Source organism: Bosea sp. RAC05 (genome assembly GCF_001713455.1).
Taxonomy (GTDB): domain Bacteria; phylum Pseudomonadota; class Alphaproteobacteria; order Rhizobiales; family Beijerinckiaceae; genus Allobosea.
In genome coordinates, this window is the sequence record NZ_CP016464.1 from 1,504,031 (window position 1) to 1,530,069 (window position 26,039).

The window sequence follows — 26,039 nt, forward strand, 5'->3', positions numbered from 1 at the left end:
GAACCCCTCTCCTGTAAGGAGAGGAGCAGGGGTGAGGTGTAGGCCCCTGGACCAGCGAAACGCATCCCTGAGGGCGGCTGCGGGGAGTTCGCGGCCACGGTATCAAACGGCCGACCCCTCACCCCTGCCCCTCTCCCTACGGGAGAGGGGTTCCCCGCGCCTGCTCGGTTGACGAGGACCGCTCTTTGCCAACGCCTCACGCCGAAAACTCCGCAAACGAATCCAGCCCCGCCGCCGCGCCCACGGCCCCCGACAGCACCAGCTCCGTCGCCGCCGCGAGGTCCGGCGCGAGGTAGCGATCCTCTGTCAGCGGCGCGATCTGGCCGCGCAGCAGCGCCAGCACCGGCTCCAGTCGCGGGCTCGTCGTCATCGGGCGATGATGCTCGATCGCTTCTGCCGCCGCCATCAGCTCGACGCCGATGATGCTGGCGGCGTTCGCCGCCATGTCGAGCAGGCGATAGGCGCCATGCGTCGCCATCGAGACATGGTCTTCCTGGTTGGCCGAGGTCGGGATGGTATCGACCGAGGCCGGATAGGCCTTCTGCTTGTTCTCGGAGGCCAGCGCGGCCGCGGTCACCTGCGCGATCATGAAGCCGGAGTTGAGCCCCGCATCGCGCGCCAGGAACGGCGGCAGGCCGCTCATCACGGGGTCGACCAGAAGCGCGATCCGCCGCTCGGAGAGGTTGCCGATCTCGCATAGCCCCATCGCCAGCATGTCGGCGGCAAACGCCACCGGCTCGGCATGGAAGTTCCCGCCCGAGACGACCTCGCCCGGCCCCAGCACCAGCGGGTTGTCGGTGACGGCATTGGCCTCGATCGCAAGCGTCGCCGCGGCATTGGCGAGGAGGTCGCGCACCGCGCCCATCACCTGTGGCTGACAGCGCAGCGAATAGGGGTCCTGCACCTTCGAGTCGCCGAAGCGGTGGCTGTCGCGGATTTCACTGCCGGCGATCAGCTCGAGCAGCAGCGCCGCGACGCGGATCTGGCCAGGCTGGCCGCGCAAGCGTTGGATGCGCGGGTCGAACGGCGTGTCGGAGCCCTTCAGCGCATCGACCGAGAGCGCGCCGGCGACCAGTGCGGCATCGAACACCCGCGCCATGGCGGTGAGGCCAGTGAGCGCCAGCGCGGTCGAGACCTGCGTGCCGTTGATCAGCGCCAACCCCTCCTTGGGTCCGAGCGCCAGCGGCGCCTGGCCGATCCGCGCGAGCGCGTCCGCAGCCGGCATCACCTCGCCCTTCATCCTGATCTCGCCGACGCCCATCAGCGCGGCGGTGAGATGGGCGAGCGGCGCGAGATCACCCGACGCGCCGACCGAGCCCTTGGCCGGCACGACCGGAAGCGCATCGGCCTTGAGCGCGCCGAGCAGCGCCTCGACCACGACCGGCCGCACGCCGGATGCGCCACGCGCCAGGCTCGCCGCCTTCATGGCGAGGATCAGCCGCACCACGCCGTCAGGCAGGGCAGGCCCGGTGCCGACCGCATGCGACAGGATGAGATTGCGCTGCAGCGTCGCGAGGTCGCGATCCGCGATCCGCACGCTGGCGAGCTTCCCGAAGCCGGTGTTGACGCCATAGGTCACGGTGCCCGCCGCGACGATATCGTCGACGATCGCCTGGGCGGCGGTGATCGCATCCGCACTCGCCGTCGACAGCGTGATCGACGCGCCGTCGATCACCTCCCGCCACTGCGTCAGGGCGGCATGGCCGGGGTCGAGGAGAAGGGGCGTGCTCATTGTCCGTTCCAGATTCGGGCGTGAAGCGGGTTGAAGCCGATGCGGTAGGCGAGTTCGGCCGGGCGCTCGATGTCCCAGATCGCCAGGTCGCAGGCCTTGCCCGCCTCCAGCGTGCCGATCTCGTCCTGCAGACCGAGCGCCTGCGCGGCATGGCGGGTCAGCCCCGCCAGCGCCTCCTCCGGCGTCAGCCGGAACAGCGTGCAGGCCATGTTCATCACGAGCAGCGGCGAGGTCAGCGGCGAGGAGCCGGGATTGGCATCGGTCGCGAGCGCGATCGCCACGCCATGTCGGCGCAACAGGTCGATCGGCGGCTTCACCGTCTCGCGCAGGAAGTAGAAGGCCCCGGGCAGCACCACGGCGACCGTGCCGGCCTTCGCCATGGCGATCACGCCGGCGTCGTCGAGATATTCGAGATGATCCGCCGAGAGCGCGCCCATGTCGGCCGCCAGCGCCGCGCCGCCGAGATTGGAGAGCTGCTCGGCGTGGATCTTGATCGCGAGCCCCTTGGCCTGCGCGGCCTCGAAGACGGCCCGCGTCTCGTCGGGCAAGAAGGCGATGCCCTCGCAGAACACATCGACCGCGTCCGCCAGCCCCTCCGCCGCAACGGCGTCGAGCATCGGCCCGGCGACGAGGGCGGCGTAGTCCCCCGAGCGACCCTTGAATTCGGGGGGCACGGCATGGGCGCCGAGGAAGGTCGTGCGCACCCGCACCGGCCGCTCGCGCCCGATCCGGCGCGCGACCCGCAGCGTCTTGACCTCGGCCTGCGTCTCCAGCCCGTAGCCCGACTTGATCTCGACGGTGGTCACGCCTTCCGACAGCAGCGCGGAGAGCCGCCGGTCGGCGCTGGCGAACAGCGCGTCCTCGCTCGCCGCCCGCGTCGCGGTCACCGTGGAGAGGATGCCGCCGCCGGCGCGCGCGATTTCCTCATAGCTCGCGCCCTGCAGGCGCAGCTCGAATTCATGGGCGCGGTCGCCGCCATAGACGAGATGGGTGTGGCAATCGATCAGCCCCGGCGTGATCCAGCGCCCGCCGCAATCGATCGTCTCCGCCGCCGCGAAGGCCGGCGCCTGGCTGCGCGGCCCGGCATAGAGGATGCGCCCGTCGCGGGCCGCCACGACGCCATCCTCGACAGTGCCATAGGGAGCCGCCACCGAGGGCGCCATCGTCGCCAATCGGGCATTCGTCCAGAGCCGGTCGCAGGTCGGGGTCTCAGCCGACATCGTCGCCATGTCGCGTCCTCTCGACTATCCTCGAATGGAGAGTATGCTAGCTAATTGCATATGCAAATGACAAGCCCTTAATTGCATAGGCAATTGGACGCTGGAGAGACGCCGTGACCCTGACCCTGCATCTGCAGCAGGCCCTGCTGCCGGACGGTTTTGCCGAGAATGTGCGCCTGACCCATTCGGGGGGAACGATCACGGCGGTCGAGCCGGGCGTCGCGGCGCAAGCGGGCGACACCAGGCTCTCCGGGCTGGCGCTGCCCGGCATGCCGAATCTGCACAGCCACGCCTTCCAGCGCGGCATGGCCGGCCTGTCGGAGCGCCGCGGCGCGAGCGAGGATTCGTTCTGGACCTGGCGCGAGGTGATGTACCGCTTCCTCGACCGGCTCGACCCCGACGATGTCCAGGCGCTCGCCGCCCAGGCTTTCGTCGAGATGCTGGAGGGCGGCTTCACAGCGCTCGCCGAGTTCCACTATCTGCATCACGACAAGGACGGTCGCCCCTATGCCGACATCGCCGCGATGGGGGCCGCCATCGCCGCCGCCGCGGAGGAAACCGGGCTCGGCCTGACGCTGCTGCCGGTCCTCTATCGTTTCGGCAATTTCGGCCAGGCGCCCTCGGTCCACGGCCAGCGCCGCTTCGTCAATGATCGCGATTCCTATCTGAGGCTGATCGAGGCGAGCGAGTCCGCGCTTCGCCCTCTGCCCGACGCCAGGCTCGGCCTCGCGCCGCATTCGCTGCGCGCGGTCGCGCTGGAGGATCTGGACTGGCTCGCCAGTCTTCGCCCCGGCACGCCCCTGCACATCCATGTCGCCGAGCAGATGCGCGAGGTCGAGGATTCGATCGCGATCATGGGACGCCGGCCCGTCGCCCTGCTGGCGGACACGGTCGCGCTCGACGCGCGCTGGTGCCTGATCCACGCCACCCATCTCGACGATGCCGAGCGCGACGCCATCGCCACCAGCGGCGCCGTCGCAGGCCTCTGCCCCATCACCGAGGCGAGCCTCGGCGACGGCATCTACGACGGCGTGCGCTACCGGGCGTCGGGCGGGCGCTACGGGGTCGGCAGCGATTCCAACATCCAGATCGACGCGGCTTCCGAACTGCGCCTGCTCGAGTATTCGCAGCGCCTGCGCGACCGCCGCCGCGCGCTGCTGGCGGAGGAGGATGCCTCGACCGGCGTCGCGCTGTGGAGTGCCGCCGCCACCGGCGGGGCCCAGGCCTGCGGCCGGTCGTTGGGCTCACTCGCGCCGGGCATGAGAGCCGATCTCGTGATGCTCGATCCCGACCATCCGGCCCTCATCGGCAAGAGCGGCGAGGCGGTCCTCGACAGCGCGATCTTCGCCACCAACGCGCTGCCCGTTCGGGATGTCGTCGTCGGCGGCCGGCATCTCGTGGCGGAGGGGCAGCATCGCGCCCGCGTCGCGGTGAAGACGCGCTTCGGCACCGTGATGCGCAAGCTGCTGGCGGCGCTGTGACGACGATGGCTCATGACCGGCTCGATGCGGTGAAGCTGGATGGCACCGGTCCGATCTATGATCAGATCCGCCGGTCGATCCGCGATCTCATCCTCGGCGGCACCTGGCCGCCGGGCACACCGGTCCCGCCCGAGCACGCGCTGATGGAGCAGCTCGGCGCCTCCCGCATGACCGTCCACCGCGCGCTCGTACAGCTGGCGCGCGAGGGGCTCATCACCCGCCGGCGCCGCTCGGGCACCGTGGTGGCGAGCCCGCCGACGACCCATGCCATGCTCGACATCCTGTCGATCCCCGCCGAGGTGGAGCGGCTCGGGCAGCGCTATGCCTATGAGGTTCTGGCGCGGCATGACGGGCGGCCCTCGCCGGAACTGGCGCTGCGCTTCGGGCTGAAGCGAGGCGAGAAGATCGCCCATCTGGTCACGCTGCACCGGGCCGACGACCGGCCGCATGTGCTGGAGGAACGCATCATCCACCTTGCAACCGTACCGGCCGCAGCCGCGGAGGATTTCGCGACGACCCCACCGGGCGACTGGTTGCTGCAGCACAGTCTCTGGTCGCAGGCGGAGCACGCCATCAGCGCCATTCCGGCCGAACCGGACGATGCCGCGCTGCTCGACATCGCAGCCGGGGAAGCCTGCCTGCTGATCGAACGCCGGACCTGGAACCAAGCCGCTCCGGTCACGGCGGTGCGGCTGCTGTACCCTGGAAATCGCCACCGTTTCGTCGGCCGTTTCGGGCCTTATGGAGCGGTCTGACGCCGGCACGAAAAAGCCCGGCCGGCGCGATGCGCCAGCCGGGCCTCGAACTCACCGCAACAGCGGTCGGGTCACTCAGCAATCGTAGGTGAAGCGGCGACCCCACTCGTCACGGCCGACGCATGTCCGGGTCGGGCTGGTCGCGGAGCCGATGATGGCGCCGCTGGCACCGCCGATGGCCGCACCGGCCAGAGCGCCGCCGGCTCGGCCCGTCGCGATGCCGCCGATCACGGCTCCGGCGCCGGCACCGATCAGCGCGCCGCCCGCTGTACGCTCCTGTTGAGCCGTACAGGCGCCCAGCGTCGCGGCGATTGCAGCGATGATCAGGATTTTCTTCATGGTTTCGTTTCCTCGGCGCTCTCGTTGGAAGGCGATGGCTTCGCAGCTGCTAGATTAAGACAGATATCGTGGCACGGCCATGGCCGATCGTCCCAGCTGAACGTCCGCGCGTCCCAAAAGGTTCCTCCACGCCGCGCCCGTCAGCCTCGATCGCGCGGGCGGCCATCTCCGCCGACGCCGGCCTCGCTCTTCGCGCGCCACAATGGCGGCGGAACCTTTCTGCCGAACGCCGCGTTGTCTCGGCAATCGGCAGCCGAAGCGGCTGCTGCAGGCGGAGGAACCTTTCATGACCCTGATCGACACCGCTTCGCCGTCCATGCCCAGGTCGTCGAACCCGCTGATCGCAGGTGCGCGCGTCGCCGGCACCGCGGTCTACAACAGCGCGGGCGAGCATCTCGGCGAGATCTACGACGTCATGCTGGACAAGAGGACCGGCAAGGTCGCCTACGCGATCATGTCCTTCGGCGGCTTCCTGGGGCTGGGTGAGAAGTACCACCCGATTCCCTGGAGCGTGCTCGACTTCGATCCCGGACGCGGCGGCTATGTCGTCCCGATGACGAAGGACAAGCTCGAGGCAGCCCCGATGTACGACAGCCAGGGTGAGCCCGACTGGGACGACCGCGCCTATGGCAAGCGCGTCCACGACTATTACGGCACGATGCCCTACTGGATGATGTAGGTCACGCCAGACGCAGGTCGCGGCGGTTGCTATCCCCCCAGCCGAACCGTCGTGGCGGCGGGATGCGGGCCGAAAGGCCCGCATCTTCCGTTTTGGGTGAGGGCCCGCCCCCGGGGCTTTCAGTCAGCCGGCGGGCACACGCGAGCCGCCGGCTCCCCACTGGGGCGCCATGAAGCCTTTCACACCCTCCACGCCATGCACCACACCGTCATCGTCAACGCCCGGGCCGGTACCGTTCTCGAGGCGGGGGCGGATGCGTTCGAGGCCCGCATCATGGCCGCCTTCGCGGCCGCCGGCTGCTCGGCGAGCGTGCGCATGGTTCACCCCCGCGAGCTCGACGACGCGCTGGCCCTGGTGGTTGAGGATCGCGGGACAATCCCGGTGATTGCGGGCGGCGACGGCACGCTGAATGGCGTGCTGCCCGTGCTCATGCATGCAGACCGGCCGGTCGGGGTTCTCCCGCTGGGGACGGTCAACGTGCTGGGCCGCGATCTGGGGCTGACCGGTACCCTGGAGGAGCAGATCGCCGCCCTCTGCTCGGGGCAGCCGCTGTCGCTCGATGTCGGCAGCGTCAATGATCGCCTGTTCCACTCGCTCTCGGGCATGGGGTTCTTCAGCCTGATGGCCCGCGAGCGCGAATACGCGCGGCGGCGCTTCCCCTTCAGCCGTGCCATCGCTTTTCTCGTGGCCGCCACGCGCTCCATCCTGTTCACGCGGTCGATCACGGTCGCCATCGACATGGGGCGCGGCGACGAACGCCGCCTCGTCGAGGCCGATGCGGTGCTCGTCACCGTCAACGCCTTCGAGGGCAGCGAATGGCGTCGGCCGCGGCTCGATGGCGGCGTCTTCGAGGTCCACATCCTCAACGCCGGCGGGCTCTATTCCCGCTGCAAGGCGGCGCTGTCGGTGGTTTCCGGCCACTGGCGCACATCGCCGAATCTGATCTCCTTCACCGGGTCGCAGGTCACCCTGACACGCCGGGACAAGCGGCGTGGCCACATCACCTTCGACGGTGAGGTCGAGCGCAAGGCGGGTCCGCTCGTCTACAGGCTCCTGCCCAGGGCCATCCGGCTGATCGCGGCCCGCGACAGGCTCGTCTGAACCCCCGGGCCGTTGCACTCGGGGCCGGGCCCCCCATTTCCCAGGCGACAGGTCTTGACCGGAGGTGATGTCTTCTTGCTTCAGCCGCGCATTCTGATCCCCGTCGCCGCCGCCTGCGTCTTTCTGGCCCTGGCGCTGTTCATCGCGTCCGGTCGCAGCTTCGCCTTCGACCGCAGCATCGTCCTGCTGTTCCGCGAGGCCGGCGACCCCTCCATGCCGATCGGCCCGGCCTGGCTGCGGGAAGCCGTGCGGGACGTCACCGCCTTCGGCAGCACCGTCGGACTCGGCATGATGACGATCGCGGCCGGCCTGACCCTGTGGTTCTGCCGCCATCGGCACCTCGCCGTCGGCCTCGCCCTGACCGTGATCGGAGCGACCGCCGTCTCCACCGTTCTGAAGATCCTGATCGGCCGCGACCGGCCGGACATCGTCGAGCACGCGGCCCTGACCTTCACGGCCAGCTTCCCGAGCGGCCACGCCTTCCTCTCGGCCGTCACCCTGCTCAGCATCGCCGGCTTCGTCGGCCTCGCGGCGCGGCGGGACGACATCACCCGCCTGTGCCTCGGCCTCGCCTGGGCGATGATCGTGATGATCGGCGTGAGCCGCATCTATCTCGGGGTCCACTGGCCCACCGACGTCATCGGCGGCTGGTGTCTCGGCATCGCCTGGTCGAGCCTGTCGGTCGCACTGCTCGGCCGCTGGATGGCGCGGGCCGAAGGGCTCGAGCCCGCCCGGGACGACCGCGCCCGTTGAAGGGCCTCGGCAGGTGACGGGCGAGGCAGGAAGCCTCGACGGCTCCGCTGCGGTTCCGCCGCCAACGGGTGGGGCCAAGGTCCCAGGATAAAGCCACGTTTTTGCGCGGGTGCGGGAACATCGACGCCGGTTGCGGGTTTGAAGCGCGCCGCAGCCGATGCGGTTCAACATTCGGATCGCTCCATGCTCGCCTCGCGCCAGGTTCTCGTCGCCGTCGTCGCCGCCCTCGTGATCGGCCTCGCCGCCACTGGTTACGCCCTCTATCAGGAGAAGAAGCAGCCGGAGGGCGTCGAGATCTCGGTCGGCAAGAACGGGCTGTCGATCAAGGAGAAGTAGGGAACTGGCCGCTCAGCTGTTGGCGAGGATCATGTTGCGGACGATCGGGTAGATCTGCCCGTCCCATTTGCGGCCCGAGAAGACGCCGTAGTGCCCGACGCCGGCCTGCATGTGGTGGCGCTTGCGGAAGGGCTTCAGCCCCGAGCAGAGATCATGCGCCGCCGAGGTCTGGCCGAGCGCGCAGATGTCGTCGCGCTCGCCCTCGACGGTGAGCAGCGCGGTGCGCCTTATGGCGCGGCAATCGACCGGCTCGCCCCGATAGGTCAGGGTCCGGGCCGCCAGACGCGCCTCCTGGAAGATCCACTGCACGGTCTCGAGGTAGAACTCCGCCGGCAGGTCGAGCACGGCGAAGTACTCGTCGTAGAACGCCTTGATCTTCTGCGCCTCCTCGGTCTCGCCGGTGGCGAGGTGGAGGAACATGTCGATATGCGCGTTGACATGGCGCTGCAGGTTCATCGCGACGAAGGCGCCGAGCTGGACGAAGCCGGGATAGACCTTCCGTCCGCCACCGGGATAGCGGGACGGCACCGTCGCGATCAGGTTGCGCCCGAACCAGTCGATCGGTTTCTCCATCGCCAGCTTGTTGACCGCCGTCGGGTTGATGCGGGTGTCGACCGGCCCCGCCATCAGGGTCATGCTGCGCGGCTGGAACGGGCTGCCTGCCTGCGCCATCACCGCTGCCGCGGTCAGCACCTGCACGCAGGGCTGGCACACGGCGACGATATGCGTCTCGGAACCCAGCGTCTCGACGAAGCGGATCAGCGTGTCGACATAGTCGTCGTAGCCGAAGGGTCCGGCCGCCAGCGGCACGTCGCGGGCATTGTGCCAGTCGGTGATGTAGACGTCGTGGTCGCGCAGCAGCGTCGCCACCGTGTTGCGCAGTAGGGTTGCGAAATGGCCGGACATCGGCGCGACCACCAGCACCTTCGCCTGCGGCGCCTCGCTGTCCTTGCGGAAACGCAGCAGGCTGCCGAAGGGCAGGCTCAGCACGATCTCCTCGGTCACCGGCACGTCGCGATTGCCTTCGCGGACGCTGTCGATGTGGTAGGGCGGCCGTTCATGGGTGAGCCCGGCCCGCGTCACCATCTCATAGGCGGCGGCCGTCGCGCGCCAGTCCATCGGCTGGCCGCTCATCGCCCGGGCTCCGATCACAGCCAGCGCCGACTGCGACAGCATCCGCGCCGGGTTCATCAGATCCGACTGGGCCTGGTAGGCGAGATAGAGCATCGGAATGCGCCTTCGGTGAACAGCCCGGCGGGCCGCCGCCGGTTTCACCCGGCGGCGGCCCGCGCCCCGATTGATGTTGCACTGCAAAAGGTGATTTCCGCAAGATTGTTCTAATCCGCATTCCGGAGTGGAATGCCTCTTGCTAGATTCCGGGCTGCCGCAGAGGATGCCTGCCATGACCAGCGCGACACTGACCATCAGCAGCAAGAACTACTCGTCCTGGTCGCTGCGTGGTTGGCTGCTCTGCATGATGGCTGACCTCGAGGTGGAGGAGCACATGCTCTCCGCCGACGACCCCTCGACGCGGGCCGAACTGCTGCTGCTCTCGCCGTCCTTCCTGGTGCCCTGCCTGACGCATGACGGCATCAAGGTCTGGGACACGCTCGCCATCGCCGCCTATCTCGACGAGATCAGGCCCGGTGCCGGCCTCGTGCCGAAGGACGCTGCCGCCCGCGCGCATTGCCGCGCGATCTGCGGCGAGATGCATTCCGGCTTCGCCAATCTGCGCTCGGCCCTGCCGATGAACCTCAAGGCGCATTATCCCGGCTTCAAGGTCTGGGCCGGCGCCCAGGCCGATATCGACCGCGTCACCGAGATCTGGCGCAACTGCCTGTCGACCTATGGCGGGCCCTATCTCTTCGGCAAGACGCTGACCATGGCGGATGCGATGTATGCCCCCGTCTGCCTGCGGTTCCTGACCTATGACGTGGCGCTCGATCCCGCCTGCCAGGCCTATTGCCGCACGATCTCGGCCTGGCCCGCCCTGCGGCGCTGGATCGAGGCCGCCAAGGCCGAGCCCGACGACGTCGAAGAACTCGACGCCGAGTTCTGAACGCTGCCCTCATGCATGGCGGGACAGGGCCGATGCCCGGGCCCGCATTGGCCATCGCGCCTCAAAGCGGCTAAACCCCGGCGAACACAAAACGCCGTGGGAGGCCATTGATGACCGAGATGTTCAAGAACCTGATTGCCGGCGAATGGGCCGGCGGCACGAATGCTTCGCGCAACATCAACCCCTCCAACACCAACGACATCGTCGGCGAATATGCGCAGGGCACGGTCGAGCAGCTCAACGACGCCGTCGCCGCCGCCAAGGCCGCCTTTCCAGCCTGGAGCCGCTCCGGCCCGCAGGAGCGCTACGAGATCCTGAAGAAGGCCTCCGACGAGATCCTCGCCCGCAAGGAGGAACTCGGTCGCCTGCTCTCGCGCGAGGAGGGCAAGACCCTGGCCGAGGGCATCGGCGAGGCCGGCCGCGCCGGCCAGATCTTCGCCTTCTTCGCCGGCGAATGCCTGCGCCTGACCGGCGAGGCGCTGCCCTCGGTGCGTCCGGGTGTTGGCGTCGAGATCACCCGCGAGCCGGTCGGCATCGTCGGCATGATCACGCCCTGGAACTTCCCGATCGCGATCCCCGCCTGGAAGATCGCTCCCGCGCTCGCCTACGGCAACTGCGTCGTGATCAAGCCGGCCGATCTGGTGCCGGGCTCGGCCTGGGCGCTGGTCGACATCCTCCAGCGCGCCGGCCTGCCCAAGGGCGTGCTCAACCTCGTCATGGGCCGCGGCTCGGTCGTCGGCCAGGCGCTGCTGCAGCACAAGGACGTCCACGCCATCTCCTTCACCGGCTCGGTTTCGACCGGCCGCAAGGTCGCCGAGGCCTGCATCGCCTCCTCGCCGATGAAGAAGGTCCAGCTCGAGATGGGCGGCAAGAACCCGCTCGTCGTGCTCGACGACGCTGACCTCAAGGTCGCGGTGGAGGCCGCCGTCACCGGCGCCTTCTTCTCCACCGGCCAGCGCTGCACGGCGTCCTCGCGCCTGATCGTCCAGTCCGGCATCCATGACCGCTTCGTCGAGGCCTGCATCGAGCGGCTGAAGGGCGTCGTCGTCGACGATGCGCTCAAGGCCGGCACCCATATCGGCCCGGTCGTCGACCAGAGCCAGCTCGACCAGGACCTGAAATACATCCAGATCGCCAAGGACGAGGGCGGCAAGCTGGTCTGGGGCGGCGAACTGCTGAACCGCGAGACCCCCGGCTTCTACCTCCAGCCGGCGCTGTTCACGCAGACGACGAACGCGATGCGGATCTCGCGCGAGGAGGTCTTCGGCCCCGTCGCCAACATCATCCGCGTCAAGGACTATGAGGAGGCGCTCAGCGTCGCCAACGACACCGAGTTCGGCCTGTCCTCGGGCATCTGCACGACCTCGCTGAAGCACGCGGCGCATTTCCGGCGCAATGCCGAGGCCGGCATGGTGATGGTCAACCTCGCCACCGCGGGCGTCGACTACCACGTGCCCTTCGGCGGCCGGAAGGGCTCGAGCTACGGCCCCCGCGAGCAGGGCGCCTACGCCAAGGAGTTCTACACCACGGTGAAGACGGCCTACACGCTGGCCTGAGGCGACATCGGCACGGACGGCCGCCAGGGCCGTCCGTGCCATCGACATTGCGTTACGGAACGGCTCGGTCTTTGCTTCCGGCAGATAACAACCGGAGGGACCCCACCACGATGACCCTGCTTCGTCCGAACCGCCGCACCGCGCTCGCCCTGATTGCGGCCACGTCCCTGCCGACTCTCGGGCGGGCGCAGGCTCCGAAAAAGATCGCCGCGCTCTTTGCCGGGCGCATCGACGACCGGGGCTTCATGCAGGCGGGCTATGACGGGCTGAAGCTGGCCGAAGCGCGCCTCGGCGTCTCGATCGCCTTCAAACAGGGCGTCCAGCCAAAACTGGAGGATCTCAGCGCCGCCTTGCGCGAACTCGCCGCCGCCGGGCCCGATCTCGTCATCGCCCATGGCGGCCAGAACAACGCGGCCGCCAAGGCGGTCGCGGCCGAGTTTCCGGCGGTGCGTTTCGCCGTGACCCAGGGCAACGTCACCGGAACCAACCTCGCGAGCTACGAGGTGCTGCAGGAGCAGTCGGCCTTCCTCGCCGGCATGCTCGCCGCTTTGACGACCCGCACCGGCGTCGTCGGCCACATGTCCGGCATCCGCGTGACGCCGGGCCTGAAGGGCCGCGCCGCCTATGCCGCCGGTGTCGCCCATGCCGATCCCAAGGTGATCCTGCTCACCAATTTCTCCGGCAACCAGGACGACAACGCCCTGTCGGAAAAGGTCGCCCGCGCCATGATCGCCAAGGACGCGCAGGTGATCTTCACCATGCTGAATGCCGGGCGCGACGGCGTGACCGTGGCCTGCCGCGAGCGTGGCATCAAGCAGATCGGCAATGTCGGCGACTGGACCGCAATCGCGCCGGACGTCTTCATCGCCTCCGCCTTCGCCGATTCCGGCCGCGCCCTGTTCGATGCGGTCAGCGACTTCACCGCCGGCAAGTTCGCCGCCGGCGAGATCAAGCATCTCGGCCTGCAGGCGCCCGAGGCCGTGCGCCTCGTCATGGCACCGTCGGTCCCGGGCGAGATCCGCGGCCGGATCGAGGCGGCGGCCAGCGCCATCGTCGCCGGCTCGCTGAAGGTCCCCGTCGAATGGGCGGGCTCGGAGTTCCCGACGCCCGCCTGAGGCTCAATACGGCAGCCCGACATAGTTCTCCGCCAGCGCCGCCATCGCGTGCTGCGAGGAGACGAGGTAGTCGAGTTCGGCCTGCTGCATGCGCTGCTCGAACGGGCTCTGCTCGGGGAAGAGGTGCATCAGCGAGGTCAGCCACCAGGAGAAGCGCTCGGCCTTCCAGACCCGCGCCAGCGCTGTCTGCGAATAGGCGTCGATGCCGGCCTCCGAGCGGTCGAGGAAGAACTCGCGCAGCGCCTCGAACAGGTAATGCACGTCGCTGGCGGCGAGGTTGAGGCCCTTCGCGCCCGTCGGCGGCACGATGTGGGCGGCGTCGCCGGCCAGGAACAGCCGGCCGAAGCGCAGCGGCTCGGCCACGAAGGAGCGCAGCGGCGCGATCGACTTCTCGATCGAGGGGCCGGTCGTCAGGGATTCCGCCGTTTCGGGGTCGAGCCTTCGGCGCAGCTCGTCCCAGAAGCGCTGGTCCGACCAGGAATCGACCCGCTCGTCGGTCCCGCACTGGACATAGTAGCGGCTGCGCGTGGCCGAGCGCATCGAGCACAGCGCGAAGCCGCGCGCCCCGCGGGCATAGATCAGTTCGTCGGAGACCGGCGGCACGTCGGCGAGGATGCCGAGCCAGCCGAACGGGTAGACCCGCTCGAAGATGCGCAGCGCGCTGGCCGGGATGCTGGCGCGCGAGACCCCGTGATAGCCGTCGCAGCCGACGATGACATCGCAGTCGATCCGCCGCGGGATGCCGTTCTCGAGATAGGTGACATAGGGACTGGTGCCGTCGAAGCCGTGCAGGGTCACGTCGTCGGCCTCGTAGACGGTGACGCCGTTCTGCGCCAGACGCTGCTCCATCAGGTCGCGCGTCACCTCGGTCTGCCCGTACACGGTAACATGCTTGCCGCCGGTCAGCGCATCGAGCGCGATGCGGTGGCGCTGCTCCCCGAAGAGCAGGTCGAAGCCGTCATGCACCAACCCCTCGGCATGCAGCCGCGCGCTCGCGCCGGCCTGGTCGAGCAGGCCGACCGTCCCCTGTTCGAGGACGCCGGCCCTGATTCGGGAGAGAACGTAATCGGGGCTCTTGCGTTCGAGGATGACGCTGTCGACGCCGGCCTGATGGAGAAGCTGGCCGAGCAGCAGCCCCGATGGGCCGGCTCCGATGATGGCGACCTGGGTTCGCACGAAAATCCTCCCTGCGCCGACCCTGCTGGCGGCTGCGCGGGAAACAAGTTGCCATGGCAACTAACAAAAGAAAAGTGTCTCTGACCTGGGCCGGATGGCCGCAGCCGGTCAGCCGATGGGGATGACGTCCACCGCCACGCCGATCTTCTGCGAGCCGGGCCCGATCACGACCCCATCGAGCGGGGAGACGTCGGCATAGTCGCGGCCGAAGGCGGTGACGATATGGTCGTCGGCGACGATCAGGTCGTTGGTCGGGTCGAGGCCGATCCAGCCTGTCTCCGGCCCGCACCAGAGCATCACCCAGGCATGGCTGGCGTCGGCGCCCTCGAGCCGCTTCTCGCCGGGCGGCGGCACGGTGCGGATGTACCCGCTGACATAGGCCGCCGGCAGGCCGAGCCCGCGCAGCCCGGCGATCATCACATGCGCGAAATCCTGGCAGACGCCGTGCCGCTGGCGAAAGGCTTCCTCCAGCGGCGTCGAGACCTCGGTCGCCTCCGGATCATAGGTGAAGTCGGCACGGATGCGTCTCATCAGCTCGGTCGCGGCCTCCAGCACCGGCCGCAGCGCCGGAAAGCTGGCCCGCGCATAGTCGGTCACGGCGGCGACCGGCGGCACCAGCCGGCTCGGATAGAGGTGATGTGCGGGCGAGTCCGGGGCCAGGCTGGCGGAGGCCAGCGCCAGGGCGCCGACATTCTCCCAGTTGCGGGTCAGGCCGGGGAAGGGGGGCGGCGTGCGCCTCACCTCGACGCGCGCCCGCATCTCGACCTTCAGCTCGCGATGCGGCTTCGAGATCGTCAGCGTCGTCATCCGGTTGCCGAAGAAGCAGATGCCGTCGTCGCGCTCGGCCGGACGCGGGGTCACGCCGAGTTCGCTGCTGTGGACGCTCTGCCCGCCATCGTCGCGCGGCTGCAGCCGCAGGATGCAGCGGGCGAAGGGGACCGAGCGGCTATAGGCGTAGGTCGTGATGTGGCGGACGTCGTAGATCACGCGATGCCTGTCAGGCGGGAGCCTTCCGGACCGCTGTTCTGGAGGAAGTAGCGGTCGGCGATGGCGTTGGAGACGCCCATCAGCAATTGCTCGAACAGCAGGATGCCGGCCCGGTCGAGGCGCGCGGCCTCCGCCGTCCGGCATTCGGCGGCGAGCTTGAGGATCAGGCGGCGCGGCGCTTCCAGCATCCCGTCCTCGGTCAGCGACGGCAGATCCCGGATCTCGGTGTCGAGCCGGTCGATCTGGAAGGCGACGGAGCGGGGATTGTAGGGATCGAGCATCACCAGATCGAGCACCGGCTGCAGGCTGGCGCCGAGCAGATAGCGCGAGCGGTAGGTGATCTGCGAATCCGTCAGGTCGAGCAGCGCGTCGAGCGCGTCGCTGGGCGCGTTGGTCTCGGCGAAATGGCGGGCGAAGCGGCAGGTCGCGATGCCGCGCTCGAGCCGTCGCCCGATGTCGAGGAAGCGCCACCCGGGCCCGCGCACCATGTTCTCCTGGCTGAGCCCCGAGAAGGCGGCGAGCGACTTCAGCGCCCGGTCGGCGATCTCGTAGGCCTCGCCCTCGCTGGGCTTTCGCCCCTCCGCGAGGGTGAGCTGGTCCTGCATGTCGCCGAACAGCCGCCAGGCGTCGACCGAGAGCCGCTCGCGGATGACGGAGGCGGTTCGCCGCGCCTCGCGCACCGTCGCGATCGCGGAGCCATACTCGTCCAGCGCATGCAGGGCGGCCGAGGCCTGGCCGGCCGGGGTCTGGCCGCGCCCGCCGGGTGACGCGCCCCAGGCCACCAGCAGATTGGCGAGGCGCTTCAGTGTTTCGTTGCGGCCCTGCGCGGCGTCGGTGTCGATCAGCCGGCCGAGCAGCGCGCGCACCAGGCGCAGCGTCGCCTCCGTCCGCTCCAGATAGCGCCCGAGCCAGAACAGGTTGTCGGCCGCGCGGCTCGGCAGCGTTCCCGTGACGCGGCGGATGGTGATGCGGTCCGGGGCCGGCAGCAGCGAGACCTGGTCGACCGGCGCGTCGGACGTCACCCAGACGTCGCTGGAGCGCACGCCGCTGCGCATGCTCACCGCCCGCGCGTCACGCTCGTCGGAGATGCGGCAGAAGCCGCCGGGCATGACCTTCCAGCCATCCGGCGTCGCGGCGGCAAAGACACGCAGCGTCATCGGTCGCGGCTGCAGCCGGCCGTTCTGGAAGACCGGCGTGGTCGAGAGCCGCACCACCTCCTGCCCGACATAATCCATGCCGCGCGCCTCGATCCGGCGGCGCAGTGCCGCCTTCTCGGCGGCCGGCAGATCGGCCACGACGACGGGGCCGGCATCGAGCCCGCCGCCGGCGCTGCGGAAGGCCGGCGCGATGCTCATCTCGTCGAAGCGCTCGAGCACCACCGCCCGTTCGCGCGGCTGGCCGCACCACCAGGTCGCGACATTCGGCAGGATCATGGCCTCGCCGAGAAGCCGCTCGCCCAGCGCAGGCAGGAAACCCATCAGCGCGCGCGCCTCGACGACGCCCGAGCCCAGCCCGTTGGCGACATGCACGGAACCCTTGCGCACCGCCTGGACCAGCCCGGCGACACCGAGCGCAGAGGAGGCGTTGAGCTCGAGCGGGTCGGCGAAATCCCCGTCGATGCGCCGCCAGACGACGTCGGCCCGCTTCAGCCCGGCGATCGTGCGCACATGCACGCGCCCCTCGCGCATGACGAGGTCGCCGCCCTCGACCAGCAGGAAGCCGAGATAGCGCGCCAGATAGGTTTGCTCGAAATAGCTCTCGTTCAGCGGCCCCGGCGTCAGCAGGCAGATGCGCGGCTCGACGCGCTTGGAGCGGGCGACGAGCCCGGCGCGGAACCCCTGGAAGAAGGCGGCGAGCCGCTCGATGTTCATCGTCCGGAACATGTCGGGGAAGGCGCGCGAGAGGGCGAGCCGGTTTTCCAGCGCATAGCCCGTGCCCGAAGGCGCCTGGGTGCGGTCCTGCAGGACCCACCAGCGTCCGTCCGGTCCACGCCCGAGATCGGCGGCGTAGAGCTGCAGCATCCCACCGCCGGGCGCACCCTGCAGCGGCCGCAGATAGTCCGGGCTGCCGGTGACCACGGAGGCCGGCAGCAGGCCGTTGGCGATCATGTCGCCCGGGCCGTAGATGTCGTCGAGCAGCGTGCTTAGGAGCTGCGCCCGCTGGGCCACGCCGGCCGCGATCGTCTGCCACTCAGCCCCGGTGATCACCAGCGGCACATGGCTGAGCGGCCAGGCCCGCTCGCCCGCGGTCGGGTCGCGCGGGTCGATGTCGCCATGCACCCGGTAGGACACGCCGGTGTCGTGGACATGCCGGTCGGCCAGGCCGAAGCGCTGGTTCAGCTCGTCCGGCGACAGGGCGCACCACTCGCTGAGGAAGGGCTCCCATTGCGGGCGCACCTGCCCGTCCGCACCGACGATCTCGTCATAGACGCCGGGCAGAGGGCGATATTCCGCCAGCAGAGCGTTGCGCCGCTCTGTCCTCACGCGCGCGGAGGGGGATCGGCGCTGCAATGCCATCGCTTGGGTCTACACTCCGGCCGGGCGCCGCAAATCCAGGGTCAGCGGGAATTCGGCGTTGCGCTCTTCGGGCGGAATCGCCAGCGCGCCGGGAGTATGGCCGATCGCTTCGAAACGTGCGAGCCGCCGCGCCTCCGCCTCGTAGGAATTCACAGGCGGAGTCTCATAATTGCGACCGCCGGGATGGGCGACGTGATAGACGCAGCCGCCGAGCGAGCGCCCGACCCAGGTGTCGACGATGTCGAAGGTCAGTGGCGCGTGGACGGGAATCGTCGGGTGCAGGCCGGACGCCGGCTGCCAGGCCTTGAAGCGCACGGCCGCGACGCTGTCGCCAGCCGGGCCGGCGGGCGTCATCGGCAGGCGGCGGCCATTGCAGGTGACGAGGTGCCGCCCGGGCACCAGCCCCTTCGCCTTGACCTGGAGCCGCTCGACCGAGGAATCGACATAGCGCACGGTGCCGCCGATCGCGCCCTCCTCGCCCATGACGTGCCAGGGTTCCAGCGCCTGGCGGATCTCGATCTCGACGCCGCCATGCTCGACCTTGCCAAAGAAGGGAAAGCGGAACTCGGCCTGCGCCTCGAACCAGACCGGGTCGAAGGCGTAGCCGGCGCGACCGAGATCGGCGAGCACCTCGCGGAAATCCTGCCAGACCATCTCGGGCAGCATGAAGCGGTCGTGCAGCGCCGTGCCCCAGCGCACCAGCGGACCGGTCTGCGGCTCGCGCCAGAACCACGCGATCAGCGCCCGCACCAGCAGTTGCTGCGCCAGGCTCATCCGCGCATCCGGCGGCATCTCGAAGCCGCGGAACTCGATCAGCCCGAGCCGCCCCGTCGGCCCGTCCGGCGAATAGAGCTTGTCGATGCAGATCTCGCTGCGATGGGTGTTGCCGGAGACGTCGACCAGGAGATTGCGCAGCAGCCGGTCGACCAGCCAGAGCGGGATCGCGGGCGCACCGGGGCCGGGGATGTTCGCCAGTGCGATCTCGAGCTCGTAGAGCGCGTCGTGCCGCGCCTCGTCGATGCGCGGTGCCTGGCTCGTCGGGCCGATGAACAGGCCCGAGAACAGGTAGGACAGGGACGGGTGCCGGTTCCAGTAGAGCACGAGGCTCTTGAGCAGGTCCGGCCGCCGCAGGAAGGGTGAATCCGGCGGGGTGACGCCGCCGAGCACGACATGGTTGCCGCCGCCGGTGCCGGTGTGGCGCCCGTCGACCATGAACTTCTCGGCGCAGAGCCGCGACTGCCGCGCCTCCTCATAGACCCCGCGGGTGATCTCGACCGCCTCGCGCCAGTTGCGGGCCGGGTGGATGTTGACCTCGATGACGCCCGGGTCGGGCGTGACCTTGACGACGTTCAGTCGCGGATCATGCGGCGGCGCGTAACCCTCGATATGGACAGGCTGGTTGCGCTCGCGCGCCACGGCCTCGACGCTGGCGACGAGGTCGAGATAGTCCTCCAGCCGCTCCACCGGCGGCAGGAAGACACACAGCACCTTGTCGCGAATCTCCAGGCTGATGGCGGTGCGCACATGCTCGCCGCCGATCTCCTGCTCGGTGCGGTCCTGGGCGCTGGCGCCGCTGGCCTCGACCGAGCGCGACATCTGGTGGGGGAAGGGCGCCTCCACCTGGATCGGCGCCTCGGGCGCCGGCGGGTCCGCGGCCGGGCCGAAGCCTCCGGCCGCGCGCGGCAGCGGCGGGCGGGCCTCCATCGGGTCCTGCGGGTGGATGTGCGGATATGCGGCCTTCGGCACCACGGGCAGGGAGCCGAGCGGCAGGCGATAGCCCACCGGCGAATCGCCCGGGACCAGGAAGAGCCTGCCCCGGCGCAGCTTCCATTTCTCCGAGCGCCAGCGCTTGTCGCCCGCCTGACTCTGCCAGCGCTGGACGGGAATGACATAGCCGCGCGGCTTGCCCAGGCCGAGCTGGAAGACCTGCTGCATCCGCGCGCGCTCCTCCGGATCGGCGAGTCGCGGGTCGAGCGGATCGACATTGTCGGGAAGCTGCGCCTCCTTCAGGAGCCAGTATCCGGTGTCCTCATAGGCCGGCACGACATAGTCGGCGCCCAGCCCGAGCTTGTCCGACAGTCCCTCCGCCAGCGCTTCCGCCTCGGCCATCGTCGCGCTGGCCTCCAGCTCGCGGTCCTGCCCCGTCGGCGCGCCCGGCTCGCGGGCGATCAGCGATGCATCGCGCCAGATCGGCTCGCCATCGGCTCGCCAGTAGAGCGCGAAGGCCCAGCGCGGCAGGCTCTCGCCCGGATACCATTTGCCCTGGCCGTAATGCAGCATCCCACCCGGCGCGAAGCGCTCGCGCAGGCGCCGGATCAGCACGTCCGCCCGCTGCCGCTTGGTCGGCCCGACGGCGGCGATGTTCCACTCCTCGCCGGTCTGGTCGTCGACGGAAACGAAGGTCGGCTCGCCACCCATGGTGAGCCGCACATCGCCGGCCTGGAGATCGGCCTCGACCTGCTCGCCCAGCGCATCGAGCCGCTGCCAGGATTCATCCGAGAAGGGCAGGGTGATCCGCGGCACCTCGTGCACGCGCGCCACGCTCATCTCGAAGTCGAAACTCGTCTCGGCATAGCTCGCCAGGCCCGAGACCGGGGCCGCCGAACGGTAATGCGGCGTCGCCGCCAGCGGCAGATGGCCCTCGCCGGTCAGCAGGCCCGAGGTCGGGTCGAGCCCGATCCAGCCGGCGCCGGGAATGTAGACCTCGGCCCAGGCATGCAGGTCGGTGAAGTCCTTGTCCGTGCCGCGCGGGCCCTCGAGCGGGTCGATATCCGCCTTCATCTGGATCAGGTAGCCGGAGACGAACCGGGCCGCGAGCCCGAGATGCCGCAGGATCTGCACCAGGAGCCAGCTCGTGTCGCGGCAGGAGCCGGACTTGATGCCGAGCGTGTGCTCCGGCTCCTGGACGCCGGGCTCCATGCGGATGCCATAGGCGATGGCACCGGCGAGGCGCGCGTTCAGGTCGACGACGAAATTGACGGTGTTGGTGGGCTCCCGCGAAATCGTGGCGAGGAACTCGGTGAGCAGCGGGCCGGCCGGCTCCGTCACCAGATAGGGCGCGAGCTCGGCTCGCAATTCCTCCGGATAGGCGAAGGGGAAGGTCTCGGCATCGGTCTCGACGAAGAAGTCGAAGGGATTGATGATCGACAGCTCGGTGACGAGATCGACCTCGATGCGGAACTCCCGCACCGGCTCCGGGAAGACATAGCGCGCCAGCCAGTTGCCGCTGGGGTCCTGCTGCCAGTTCACGAAATGCTCGGCAGGGGTGACCTTCAGCGCATAGCTGTTGATCGCCGCCCGGCAATGCGGCGCGGGGCGCAGGCGGATGATCTGGGGTCCGAGCGTGACCGGCCGATCATAGCGGTAATGCGTGACGTGGTGGAGCGCGGCGATGATGGCCAAGGGCTGGGCACCTGCTTGTCATGGGCCGGCTGGCGCCGGAGCACTTCACGTTAGCGAGGCGGGGAGGGCGCGCAAAGCCGCAACTCGCGACGCATTGCCCGATCCTGTCCAGATCGATGCACAAGAACTGTGCAGTCACATCTGGACACGGGCCTCGTCCTGCTGGACAGAAGCCGCCAACTGGTTCCACATTCATACCAATGGCCGCAGGGCGGCCGCCAATCCGAACCGATGGGGAATGCGATGCGTCACGTTGCGAAATTGATGATGGCGTCGGCCTTCACAGCCTTGCTGGCGACGACCGCCCAGACCACCGTGGCCCTGGCCCAGACCCCGAAGGACACGGTGGTGATGGCCAAGCAGATCGACGACATCATCTCGCTCGATCCCGCCGAGGCCTTCGAATTCTCCGGCGTCGAGGTCGTCACCAACCTCTACGACAAGCTGATGGGCGTCGACCTCGCCAAGAACAACGAGCTCGTTCCCGAACTCGCCCAGAGCTGGAGCGTTACGCCCGACAACCTGACCTATACCTTCAAGCTGCGCCCCGGCGTGAAGTTTCACTCCGGCAACGCGCTGACGGCGGCCGACGTGGTCTATTCCTTCCAGCGCGCCGTGACGCTGAACAAGTCGCCCGGCTTCATCCTGGCCCAGTTCGGCTTCACCAAGGACAACGTCACCGAGAAGGTGAAGGCGACCGACGACTCCACCCTCGTCATCACCGTCTCCAAGCCCTTCGCGCCGACCTTCTTCCTCAACTGCCTGACCTCGGGCGTCGCCTCGATCGTCGACAGCAAGCTGGTCAAGGCCAATGAGAAGGACGGCGACTGGGGCAATGGCTGGCTGAAGCAGAACTCGGCCGGCTCCGGCGCCTACAAGGTCCGCGCCTATCGTCCCAACGAGCAGTACACGCTCGACGCCAACGAGGCCTGGTACAAGGGCGCGCCGAAGAACAAGCGCATCGTCGTGCGCCATGTCGCCGAGCCGGCCTCGCAGCGCCTGCTGCTTGAGAAGGGCGACATCGACATCGCCCGCAACCTCTCGAAGGACCAGCTTACGGCGGTCAAGGCCAACAAGGACGTCGAGCTCGTCCAGGGCGACAAGGGATACATCCTCTATCTCGGCCTGAACACGAAGAACCCGAACTTCGCCAAGCCGGAGGTGCGCGAGGCGCTGAAGTATCTGGTCGACTACGCCTCGATCGAGCGCAACATCGTCGAGGGCACCTACAAGTCGCACCAGTCCTTCCTGCCCAAGGGCTTCCTCGGCGCGATCGACGACAAGCCCTATACCTTCGATCCCGCCAAGGCCAAGGAACTGCTCGCCAAGGCCGGCCTGCCCAACGGCTTCACGGTCACGATGGACGTCCGCTCGGTCAGCCCGATCACCGACATCGCCCAGGCGATCCAGGCGAACTGGGCCCAGGCCGGCATCAAGCTCGAGCTGCTCCCCGGCGACGGCAAGCAGACCCTGACCAAGTATCGTGCCCGCACCCACGACATCTATATCGGCCAGTGGGGCCCGGACTATCTCGACCCGCACACCAATGCCGAGACCTTCGCCATCAACGAGAACAATGGCGAGGACGCGAAGTCGAAGACGCTGGCCTGGCGCAACGCCTGGGACATCCCCGAGATGACCAAGACCACGCAGGCCAACGTGCTGGAGACGGAGGCCGCCAAGCGCGCGGCCGTCTATGGCACCCTGCAGCGCGAGCACCAGAAGGTCTCGCCCTTCGTCATCATGTTCCAGCAGGTCGAGGTTTCGGCGGACCGCAAGGGCGTCAAGGGCTGGGTCATCGGCCCGAGCTCGGACACCAACTTCTACGCGCCGATCTCGAAGAACTGAGTTTCGCGGCAACGAGCCCCGCCCCGGCCTATCCCGGCCGCGGCGGGGCTTTTGCTTCCGGACGGCCCGGCAGGGCCGGTCCCGGTCCCAGAGATGGAATGAAGCTGGCATGACGAGCGTGGTGGAAAGCCCGGTTCGCAGGCGCTCATGGGGCGAAACGGCAGGGCGCTGGGCGAAGATCGCCTCGCGCGAACTCGTCACCGTGGCCATCACCATCTTCGGCCTCTTGCTGATCACCTTCTTCATCGCCCGCGTCATCCCGATCGACCCGGTGCTGGCGGTCGTCGGCGACAATGCCCGGCCCGAAACCTACGAGGCCGCCCGCATCGAGCTCGGCCTCGACAAGCCGCTCTGGCAGCAGTTCGCGATTTATGTCGGCAAGGTCTTCACCGGCGATCTCGGCCGCTCTGTTCTGACCTCCAACACCGTCGTCGACGACATCAAGCGCGTCTTTCCGGCGACGCTGGAACTGGCGACGCTCGGCACGCTGATCGGCTGCCTGCTCGGCATTCCGCTCGGCGTCGTCGCCGCCGTCTATCAGGGCCGCTGGCCCGACCAGGTCGCCCGCATCATCGGCCTGTTCGGCTATTCGATTCCCGTCTTCTGGCTCGGCCTTATGGGGCTGCTGCTGTTTTACGCCAAGCTCGGCTGGGTCGGCGGGCCCGGCCGCGCCGGCGTCGCCTTCCAGGACCTGATCACGCCGGTCACCGGCATCCTGATGATCGACGCGGCCCTCGAGGGCGACTGGGAGGCGGTGCGCGACGCCTGGTCCCATCTCGTCCTGCCGGCTTCCGTGCTCGGCATCCTCAGCGTGGCCTATATCAGCCGCATGACCCGCAGCTTCATGATCACCGAGCTGCAGCAGCAATACGTCATCGCCGCGCGGGTGAAGGGGCTGTCCGAGTTCCGCGTGGTCTGGCGCCACGCCATGCACAACGCCTTCGTGCCGCTGGTGACGGTCATCGCCGTCTCCTACATGCACCTGCTCGAGGGCTCGGTGCTGACCGAGACGATCTTCGCCTGGCCCGGCCTCGGCCGCTACCTCACCAACTCGCTCCTCAACGCCGACATGAACGCGGTGCTGGGCGGCACGCTGGTGATCGGGGCGGTCTTCATCGGCGTCAACCTGCTGTCCGACATCCTCGGCCGGCTGGTCGATCCGCGCACGCGCTGAGGCCGCCATGACCACCTGGACCGACTATCTCCTCACGGATTCCCCGTCCTCCCGCCGCCAGGCGCGGCTCGGGCAGATGTACAGGAAATGGCTCGCCTTCCGGCGCAACCCGCTCGCCATGGTCGGGCTGTGCATCATCGTCGCGCTGCTGCTGGTCGCGGCCTTCGCGCCGCTGATCGCCACCGCCGATCCGCTGGCGCAGAATCTCGACCGCCGGCTGCTGCCGCCCTCGGGCACCAATGTCTTCGGCACGGATTCGCTCGGCCGCGACATCTTCAGCCGCATCGTCTACGGCACCCGCGTCACGCTGGTGATCGTGCTGCTCGTCGTCGTCTCGGTCGGGCCGATCGGCCTGCTGATCGGCGCGACATCGGGCTATCTCGGCGGCTGGGTCGACCGGGCGCTGATGCGCATGACCGACGTCTTCCTGGCCTTTCCCCGGCTGGTGCTGGCGCTGGCCTTCGTCGCGGCGCTCGGCCCCGGCCTGGAGAACGCGGTCATCGCCATCGCCATCACCGCCTGGCCGCCTTATGCCCGCGTCGCCCGCGCCGAGACGCTGATCATCCGCCAGCAGGACTACATCGCCGCGATCCGCCTGCAGGGCGCCTCGCAATGGCGCATCGTCTTGAAGCATGTCGTGCCGCTCTGCCTGCCCTCGCTGATCGTGCGCACCACGCTCGACATGGCGGGCGTCATCCTCATCGCCGCCGGACTCGGCTTCCTCGGGCTGGGTGCGCAGCCGCCGATCCCCGAATGGGGCGCGATGATCTCGGCCGGCCGCGAGCAGATCTTCGACCAGTGGTGGGTCGCGACCTTCCCCGGCATCGCCATCTGCATCGTCGCGCTCGGCTTCAACCTGCTCGGCGACGGCCTGCGCGACGTCATGGATGCGAGGTGAGCGCCATGAACGAGAGCATCAAGGATCAACCCCTCCTCGAACTCGACAATCTGCGCGTCGATTTCCACACGCCGACCGGCATCGTCCACGCCGTGCGCGGCCTGTCCTTCACGCTCGGCCGCGAGCGGCTCGGCATCGTCGGCGAATCCGGCTCGGGCAAGTCGATGACCGGCCGCGCCATCCTCGACCTGATCCCGCCGCCCGGCATCGTCACGGCCGACCGCATGATCTTCCGCGGGCAGGATCTCCTGGCCATGGACAAGCGCGAGCGCCGCAAGCTGCGCGGCCGCCGCATCTCGATGGTGATGCAGGACCCGAAATTCTCGCTCAACCCGGTCCGTACCGTCGGCGACCAGATAGCCGAAGCCTATCGCGTCCATCACAAGGCGAGCGCCCGCGAGGCCAGGGAACGCTCGCTGTCCATGCTGGAGCAGGTGCAGATCCGCGAGCCGGCGCGCGTCTACGAACTCTATCCGCACGAGGTCTCGGGCGGCATGGGCCAGCGCGTGATGATCGCGATGATGCTGATCGCCGAGCCCGACATCCTGATCGCCGACGAGCCGACTTCGGCGCTCGACGTCACCGTTCAGCTGCAGATCCTGAAGATCCTCGACGATCTGGTCACCCAGCGCGGCATGGGGCTGATCTTCATCAGCCACGACCTGCATCTGGTGCAGTCCTTCTGCGACCGCGTCATCGTCATGTATGGCGGCAAGGCGATGGAGACGCTGCCGGCCGCCGAACTCGCCGACGAATCCGCCCGCGCCCGGCGCCATCCCTACACGCTCGGCCTGCTCGGCTGCCTGCCCGATCTCGACCATCCCAAGGCCGAACTCGCCACGCTCACCCGCGACCCGGCATGGCTGGCATGAGGGCTTTGCAATTGAGCTCTGTCCGTCATTGCGAGCGCAG

Annotated in this window: 21 protein-coding genes; 13 read left to right on the plus strand and 8 right to left on the minus strand. The window is 68.9% G+C overall.

The features are described 5' to 3' along the window. Positions 1 to 196: 196 nt before the first annotated feature. Together hutH and hutI are read right to left on the minus strand one after the other, a co-directional pair. On the minus strand, positions 197 to 1,732 hold the full coding sequence (hutH, locus tag BSY19_RS10555) for a histidine ammonia-lyase (RefSeq protein WP_069054132.1): 1,536 nt from the start codon (positions 1,730 to 1,732) through the stop codon (positions 197 to 199). Further along, a complete protein-coding gene (gene hutI / locus BSY19_RS10560) occupies positions 1,729 to 2,961 on the minus strand; it encodes an imidazolonepropionase (protein ID WP_083247524.1) in 1,233 nt (410 codons plus the stop codon). Before hutI ends, hutH begins: the two co-directional genes overlap by 4 nt. Positions 2,962 to 3,065: 104 nt before the next feature. Here hutI and BSY19_RS10565 point away from each other — a divergent pair, with 104 nt between their 5' ends. Continuing rightward, positions 3,066 to 4,433 carry a formimidoylglutamate deiminase gene (locus BSY19_RS10565; protein WP_083247525.1) on the plus strand — a complete coding sequence of 456 codons (1,368 nt, stop codon included), beginning with the start codon at positions 3,066 to 3,068 and terminating at the stop codon, positions 4,431 to 4,433. A 5-nt stretch (positions 4,434 to 4,438) separates the two neighbouring features. Further along, positions 4,439 to 5,188, plus strand: coding sequence for a histidine utilization repressor (hutC, locus tag BSY19_RS10570; RefSeq protein ID WP_069056995.1), 750 nt, complete (start codon positions 4,439 to 4,441; stop codon positions 5,186 to 5,188). Positions 5,189 to 5,263: 75 nt separating this feature from the next. Here the strand turns inward: hutC and BSY19_RS10575 are convergent, their stop codons facing one another. After that, entirely contained in the window at positions 5,264 to 5,527 is a 264-nt protein-coding gene (locus BSY19_RS10575) for a glycine zipper domain-containing protein (RefSeq protein ID WP_069054133.1), read from the minus strand. A gap of 286 nt (positions 5,528 to 5,813) precedes the next feature. On the opposite strand from BSY19_RS10575, the gene BSY19_RS10580 reads away from it, so the two are divergent. The 4 genes from BSY19_RS10580 (at position 5,814) to BSY19_RS27925 (ending at position 8,396) form a co-directional block, all read left to right on the plus strand. Next, entirely contained in the window at positions 5,814 to 6,206 is a 393-nt protein-coding gene (locus BSY19_RS10580; RefSeq protein ID WP_069054134.1) for a PRC-barrel domain-containing protein, read from the plus strand. A gap of 195 nt (positions 6,207 to 6,401) precedes the next feature. Then, positions 6,402 to 7,307 (plus strand): diacylglycerol/lipid kinase family protein, encoded by a 906-nt coding sequence (locus tag BSY19_RS10585; protein ID WP_069054135.1) that lies wholly within the window; start codon positions 6,402 to 6,404, stop codon positions 7,305 to 7,307. 75 nt (positions 7,308 to 7,382) lie between these two features. Continuing rightward, complete coding sequence (locus BSY19_RS10590) at positions 7,383 to 8,060, plus strand: phosphatase PAP2 family protein (RefSeq protein ID WP_083247527.1); 678 nt, start codon at positions 7,383 to 7,385, stop codon at positions 8,058 to 8,060. A gap of 183 nt (positions 8,061 to 8,243) precedes the next feature. After that, on the plus strand, positions 8,244 to 8,396 hold the full coding sequence (locus BSY19_RS27925) for a hypothetical protein (RefSeq protein ID WP_171905124.1): 153 nt from the start codon (positions 8,244 to 8,246) through the stop codon (positions 8,394 to 8,396). Positions 8,397 to 8,408: 12 nt separating this feature from the next. On the opposite strand, the gene BSY19_RS10595 is transcribed toward BSY19_RS27925, so the two are convergent. Beyond that, a complete protein-coding gene (locus BSY19_RS10595; protein ID WP_069054137.1) occupies positions 8,409 to 9,623 on the minus strand; it encodes a polyhydroxyalkanoate depolymerase in 1,215 nt (404 codons plus the stop codon). A 175-nt stretch (positions 9,624 to 9,798) separates the two neighbouring features. Between BSY19_RS10595 and BSY19_RS10600 the strand changes: the two genes are divergently transcribed. The 3 genes from BSY19_RS10600 (at position 9,799) to BSY19_RS10610 (ending at position 13,126) form a co-directional block, all read left to right on the plus strand. Further along, positions 9,799 to 10,455 carry a glutathione S-transferase family protein gene (locus BSY19_RS10600; RefSeq protein ID WP_069054138.1) on the plus strand — a complete coding sequence of 219 codons (657 nt, stop codon included), beginning with the start codon at positions 9,799 to 9,801 and terminating at the stop codon, positions 10,453 to 10,455. A 110-nt stretch (positions 10,456 to 10,565) separates the two neighbouring features. Further along, positions 10,566 to 12,011, plus strand: a complete 1,446-nt coding sequence (locus BSY19_RS10605) for an aldehyde dehydrogenase family protein (protein WP_069054139.1) — start codon at positions 10,566 to 10,568, stop codon at positions 12,009 to 12,011. Positions 12,012 to 12,121: 110 nt separating this feature from the next. Beyond that, positions 12,122 to 13,126: a BMP family protein gene (locus BSY19_RS10610; RefSeq protein WP_150129573.1), complete on the plus strand. Its 1,005-nt coding sequence runs from the start codon at positions 12,122 to 12,124 to the stop codon at positions 13,124 to 13,126. Positions 13,127 to 13,129: 3 nt separating this feature from the next. Here the strand turns inward: BSY19_RS10610 and pobA are convergent, their stop codons facing one another. The 4 genes from pobA to BSY19_RS10630 all read right to left on the minus strand — a co-directional run bounded on the left by pobA (position 13,130) and on the right by BSY19_RS10630 (position 21,207). Further along, positions 13,130 to 14,302, minus strand: coding sequence for a 4-hydroxybenzoate 3-monooxygenase (pobA, locus tag BSY19_RS10615; RefSeq protein ID WP_069054140.1), 1,173 nt, complete (start codon positions 14,300 to 14,302; stop codon positions 13,130 to 13,132). Positions 14,303 to 14,410: 108 nt separating this feature from the next. Beyond that, positions 14,411 to 15,289, minus strand: a complete 879-nt coding sequence (locus BSY19_RS10620) for a transglutaminase family protein (protein WP_069054141.1) — start codon at positions 15,287 to 15,289, stop codon at positions 14,411 to 14,413. Beyond that, positions 15,286 to 17,805 carry a circularly permuted type 2 ATP-grasp protein gene (locus tag BSY19_RS10625; RefSeq protein WP_069054142.1) on the minus strand — a complete coding sequence of 840 codons (2,520 nt, stop codon included), beginning with the start codon at positions 17,803 to 17,805 and terminating at the stop codon, positions 15,286 to 15,288. Before BSY19_RS10625 ends, BSY19_RS10620 begins: the two co-directional genes overlap by 4 nt. Positions 17,806 to 17,814: 9 nt before the next feature. After that, positions 17,815 to 21,207, minus strand: a complete 3,393-nt coding sequence (locus tag BSY19_RS10630) for a transglutaminase family protein (protein ID WP_069054143.1) — start codon at positions 21,205 to 21,207, stop codon at positions 17,815 to 17,817. Between the two features lie 231 nt (positions 21,208 to 21,438). Between BSY19_RS10630 and BSY19_RS10635 the strand changes: the two genes are divergently transcribed. The 4 genes from BSY19_RS10635 to BSY19_RS10650 all read left to right on the plus strand — a co-directional run bounded on the left by BSY19_RS10635 (position 21,439) and on the right by BSY19_RS10650 (position 25,999). Continuing rightward, complete coding sequence (locus tag BSY19_RS10635; RefSeq protein ID WP_210184424.1) at positions 21,439 to 23,055, plus strand: ABC transporter substrate-binding protein; 1,617 nt, start codon at positions 21,439 to 21,441, stop codon at positions 23,053 to 23,055. Positions 23,056 to 23,164: 109 nt separating this feature from the next. Beyond that, a complete protein-coding gene (locus BSY19_RS10640; RefSeq protein ID WP_083247528.1) occupies positions 23,165 to 24,229 on the plus strand; it encodes an ABC transporter permease in 1,065 nt (354 codons plus the stop codon). A 7-nt stretch (positions 24,230 to 24,236) separates the two neighbouring features. Then, entirely contained in the window at positions 24,237 to 25,127 is an 891-nt protein-coding gene (gene nikC, locus BSY19_RS10645) for a nickel transporter permease (protein ID WP_069054145.1), read from the plus strand. Between the two features lie 5 nt (positions 25,128 to 25,132). After that, a complete protein-coding gene (locus BSY19_RS10650; protein WP_069054146.1) occupies positions 25,133 to 25,999 on the plus strand; it encodes an ABC transporter ATP-binding protein in 867 nt (288 codons plus the stop codon). Positions 26,000 to 26,039: the final 40 nt, after the last annotated feature.

Coding starts and splice junctions, on each gene's coding strand:
- hutH (WP_069054132.1), bottom strand. CDS start 1,732: ATGAGCACGCCCCTTCTCCTCGACCCCGGCCATGCCGCCCTGACGCAG.
- hutI (WP_083247524.1), bottom strand. CDS start 2,961: ATGGCGACGATGTCGGCTGAGACCCCGACCTGCGACCGGCTCTGGACG.
- hutC (WP_069056995.1), top strand. CDS start 4,439: ATGGCTCATGACCGGCTCGATGCGGTGAAGCTGGATGGCACCGGTCCG.
- BSY19_RS10575 (WP_069054133.1), bottom strand. CDS start 5,527: ATGAAGAAAATCCTGATCATCGCTGCAATCGCCGCGACGCTGGGCGCC.
- BSY19_RS10580 (WP_069054134.1), top strand. CDS start 5,814: ATGACCCTGATCGACACCGCTTCGCCGTCCATGCCCAGGTCGTCGAAC.
- BSY19_RS10585 (WP_069054135.1), top strand. CDS start 6,402: ATGCACCACACCGTCATCGTCAACGCCCGGGCCGGTACCGTTCTCGAG.
- BSY19_RS27925 (WP_171905124.1), top strand. CDS start 8,244: ATGCTCGCCTCGCGCCAGGTTCTCGTCGCCGTCGTCGCCGCCCTCGTG.
- BSY19_RS10595 (WP_069054137.1), bottom strand. CDS start 9,623: ATGCTCTATCTCGCCTACCAGGCCCAGTCGGATCTGATGAACCCGGCG.
- BSY19_RS10600 (WP_069054138.1), top strand. CDS start 9,799: ATGACCAGCGCGACACTGACCATCAGCAGCAAGAACTACTCGTCCTGG.
- BSY19_RS10605 (WP_069054139.1), top strand. CDS start 10,566: ATGACCGAGATGTTCAAGAACCTGATTGCCGGCGAATGGGCCGGCGGC.
- BSY19_RS10610 (WP_150129573.1), top strand. CDS start 12,122: ATGACCCTGCTTCGTCCGAACCGCCGCACCGCGCTCGCCCTGATTGCG.
- BSY19_RS10625 (WP_069054142.1), bottom strand. CDS start 17,805: ATGGCATTGCAGCGCCGATCCCCCTCCGCGCGCGTGAGGACAGAGCGG.
- BSY19_RS10635 (WP_210184424.1), top strand. CDS start 21,439: ATGGGGAATGCGATGCGTCACGTTGCGAAATTGATGATGGCGTCGGCC.
- BSY19_RS10640 (WP_083247528.1), top strand. CDS start 23,165: ATGACGAGCGTGGTGGAAAGCCCGGTTCGCAGGCGCTCATGGGGCGAA.
- nikC (WP_069054145.1), top strand. CDS start 24,237: ATGACCACCTGGACCGACTATCTCCTCACGGATTCCCCGTCCTCCCGC.
- BSY19_RS10650 (WP_069054146.1), top strand. CDS start 25,133: ATGAACGAGAGCATCAAGGATCAACCCCTCCTCGAACTCGACAATCTG.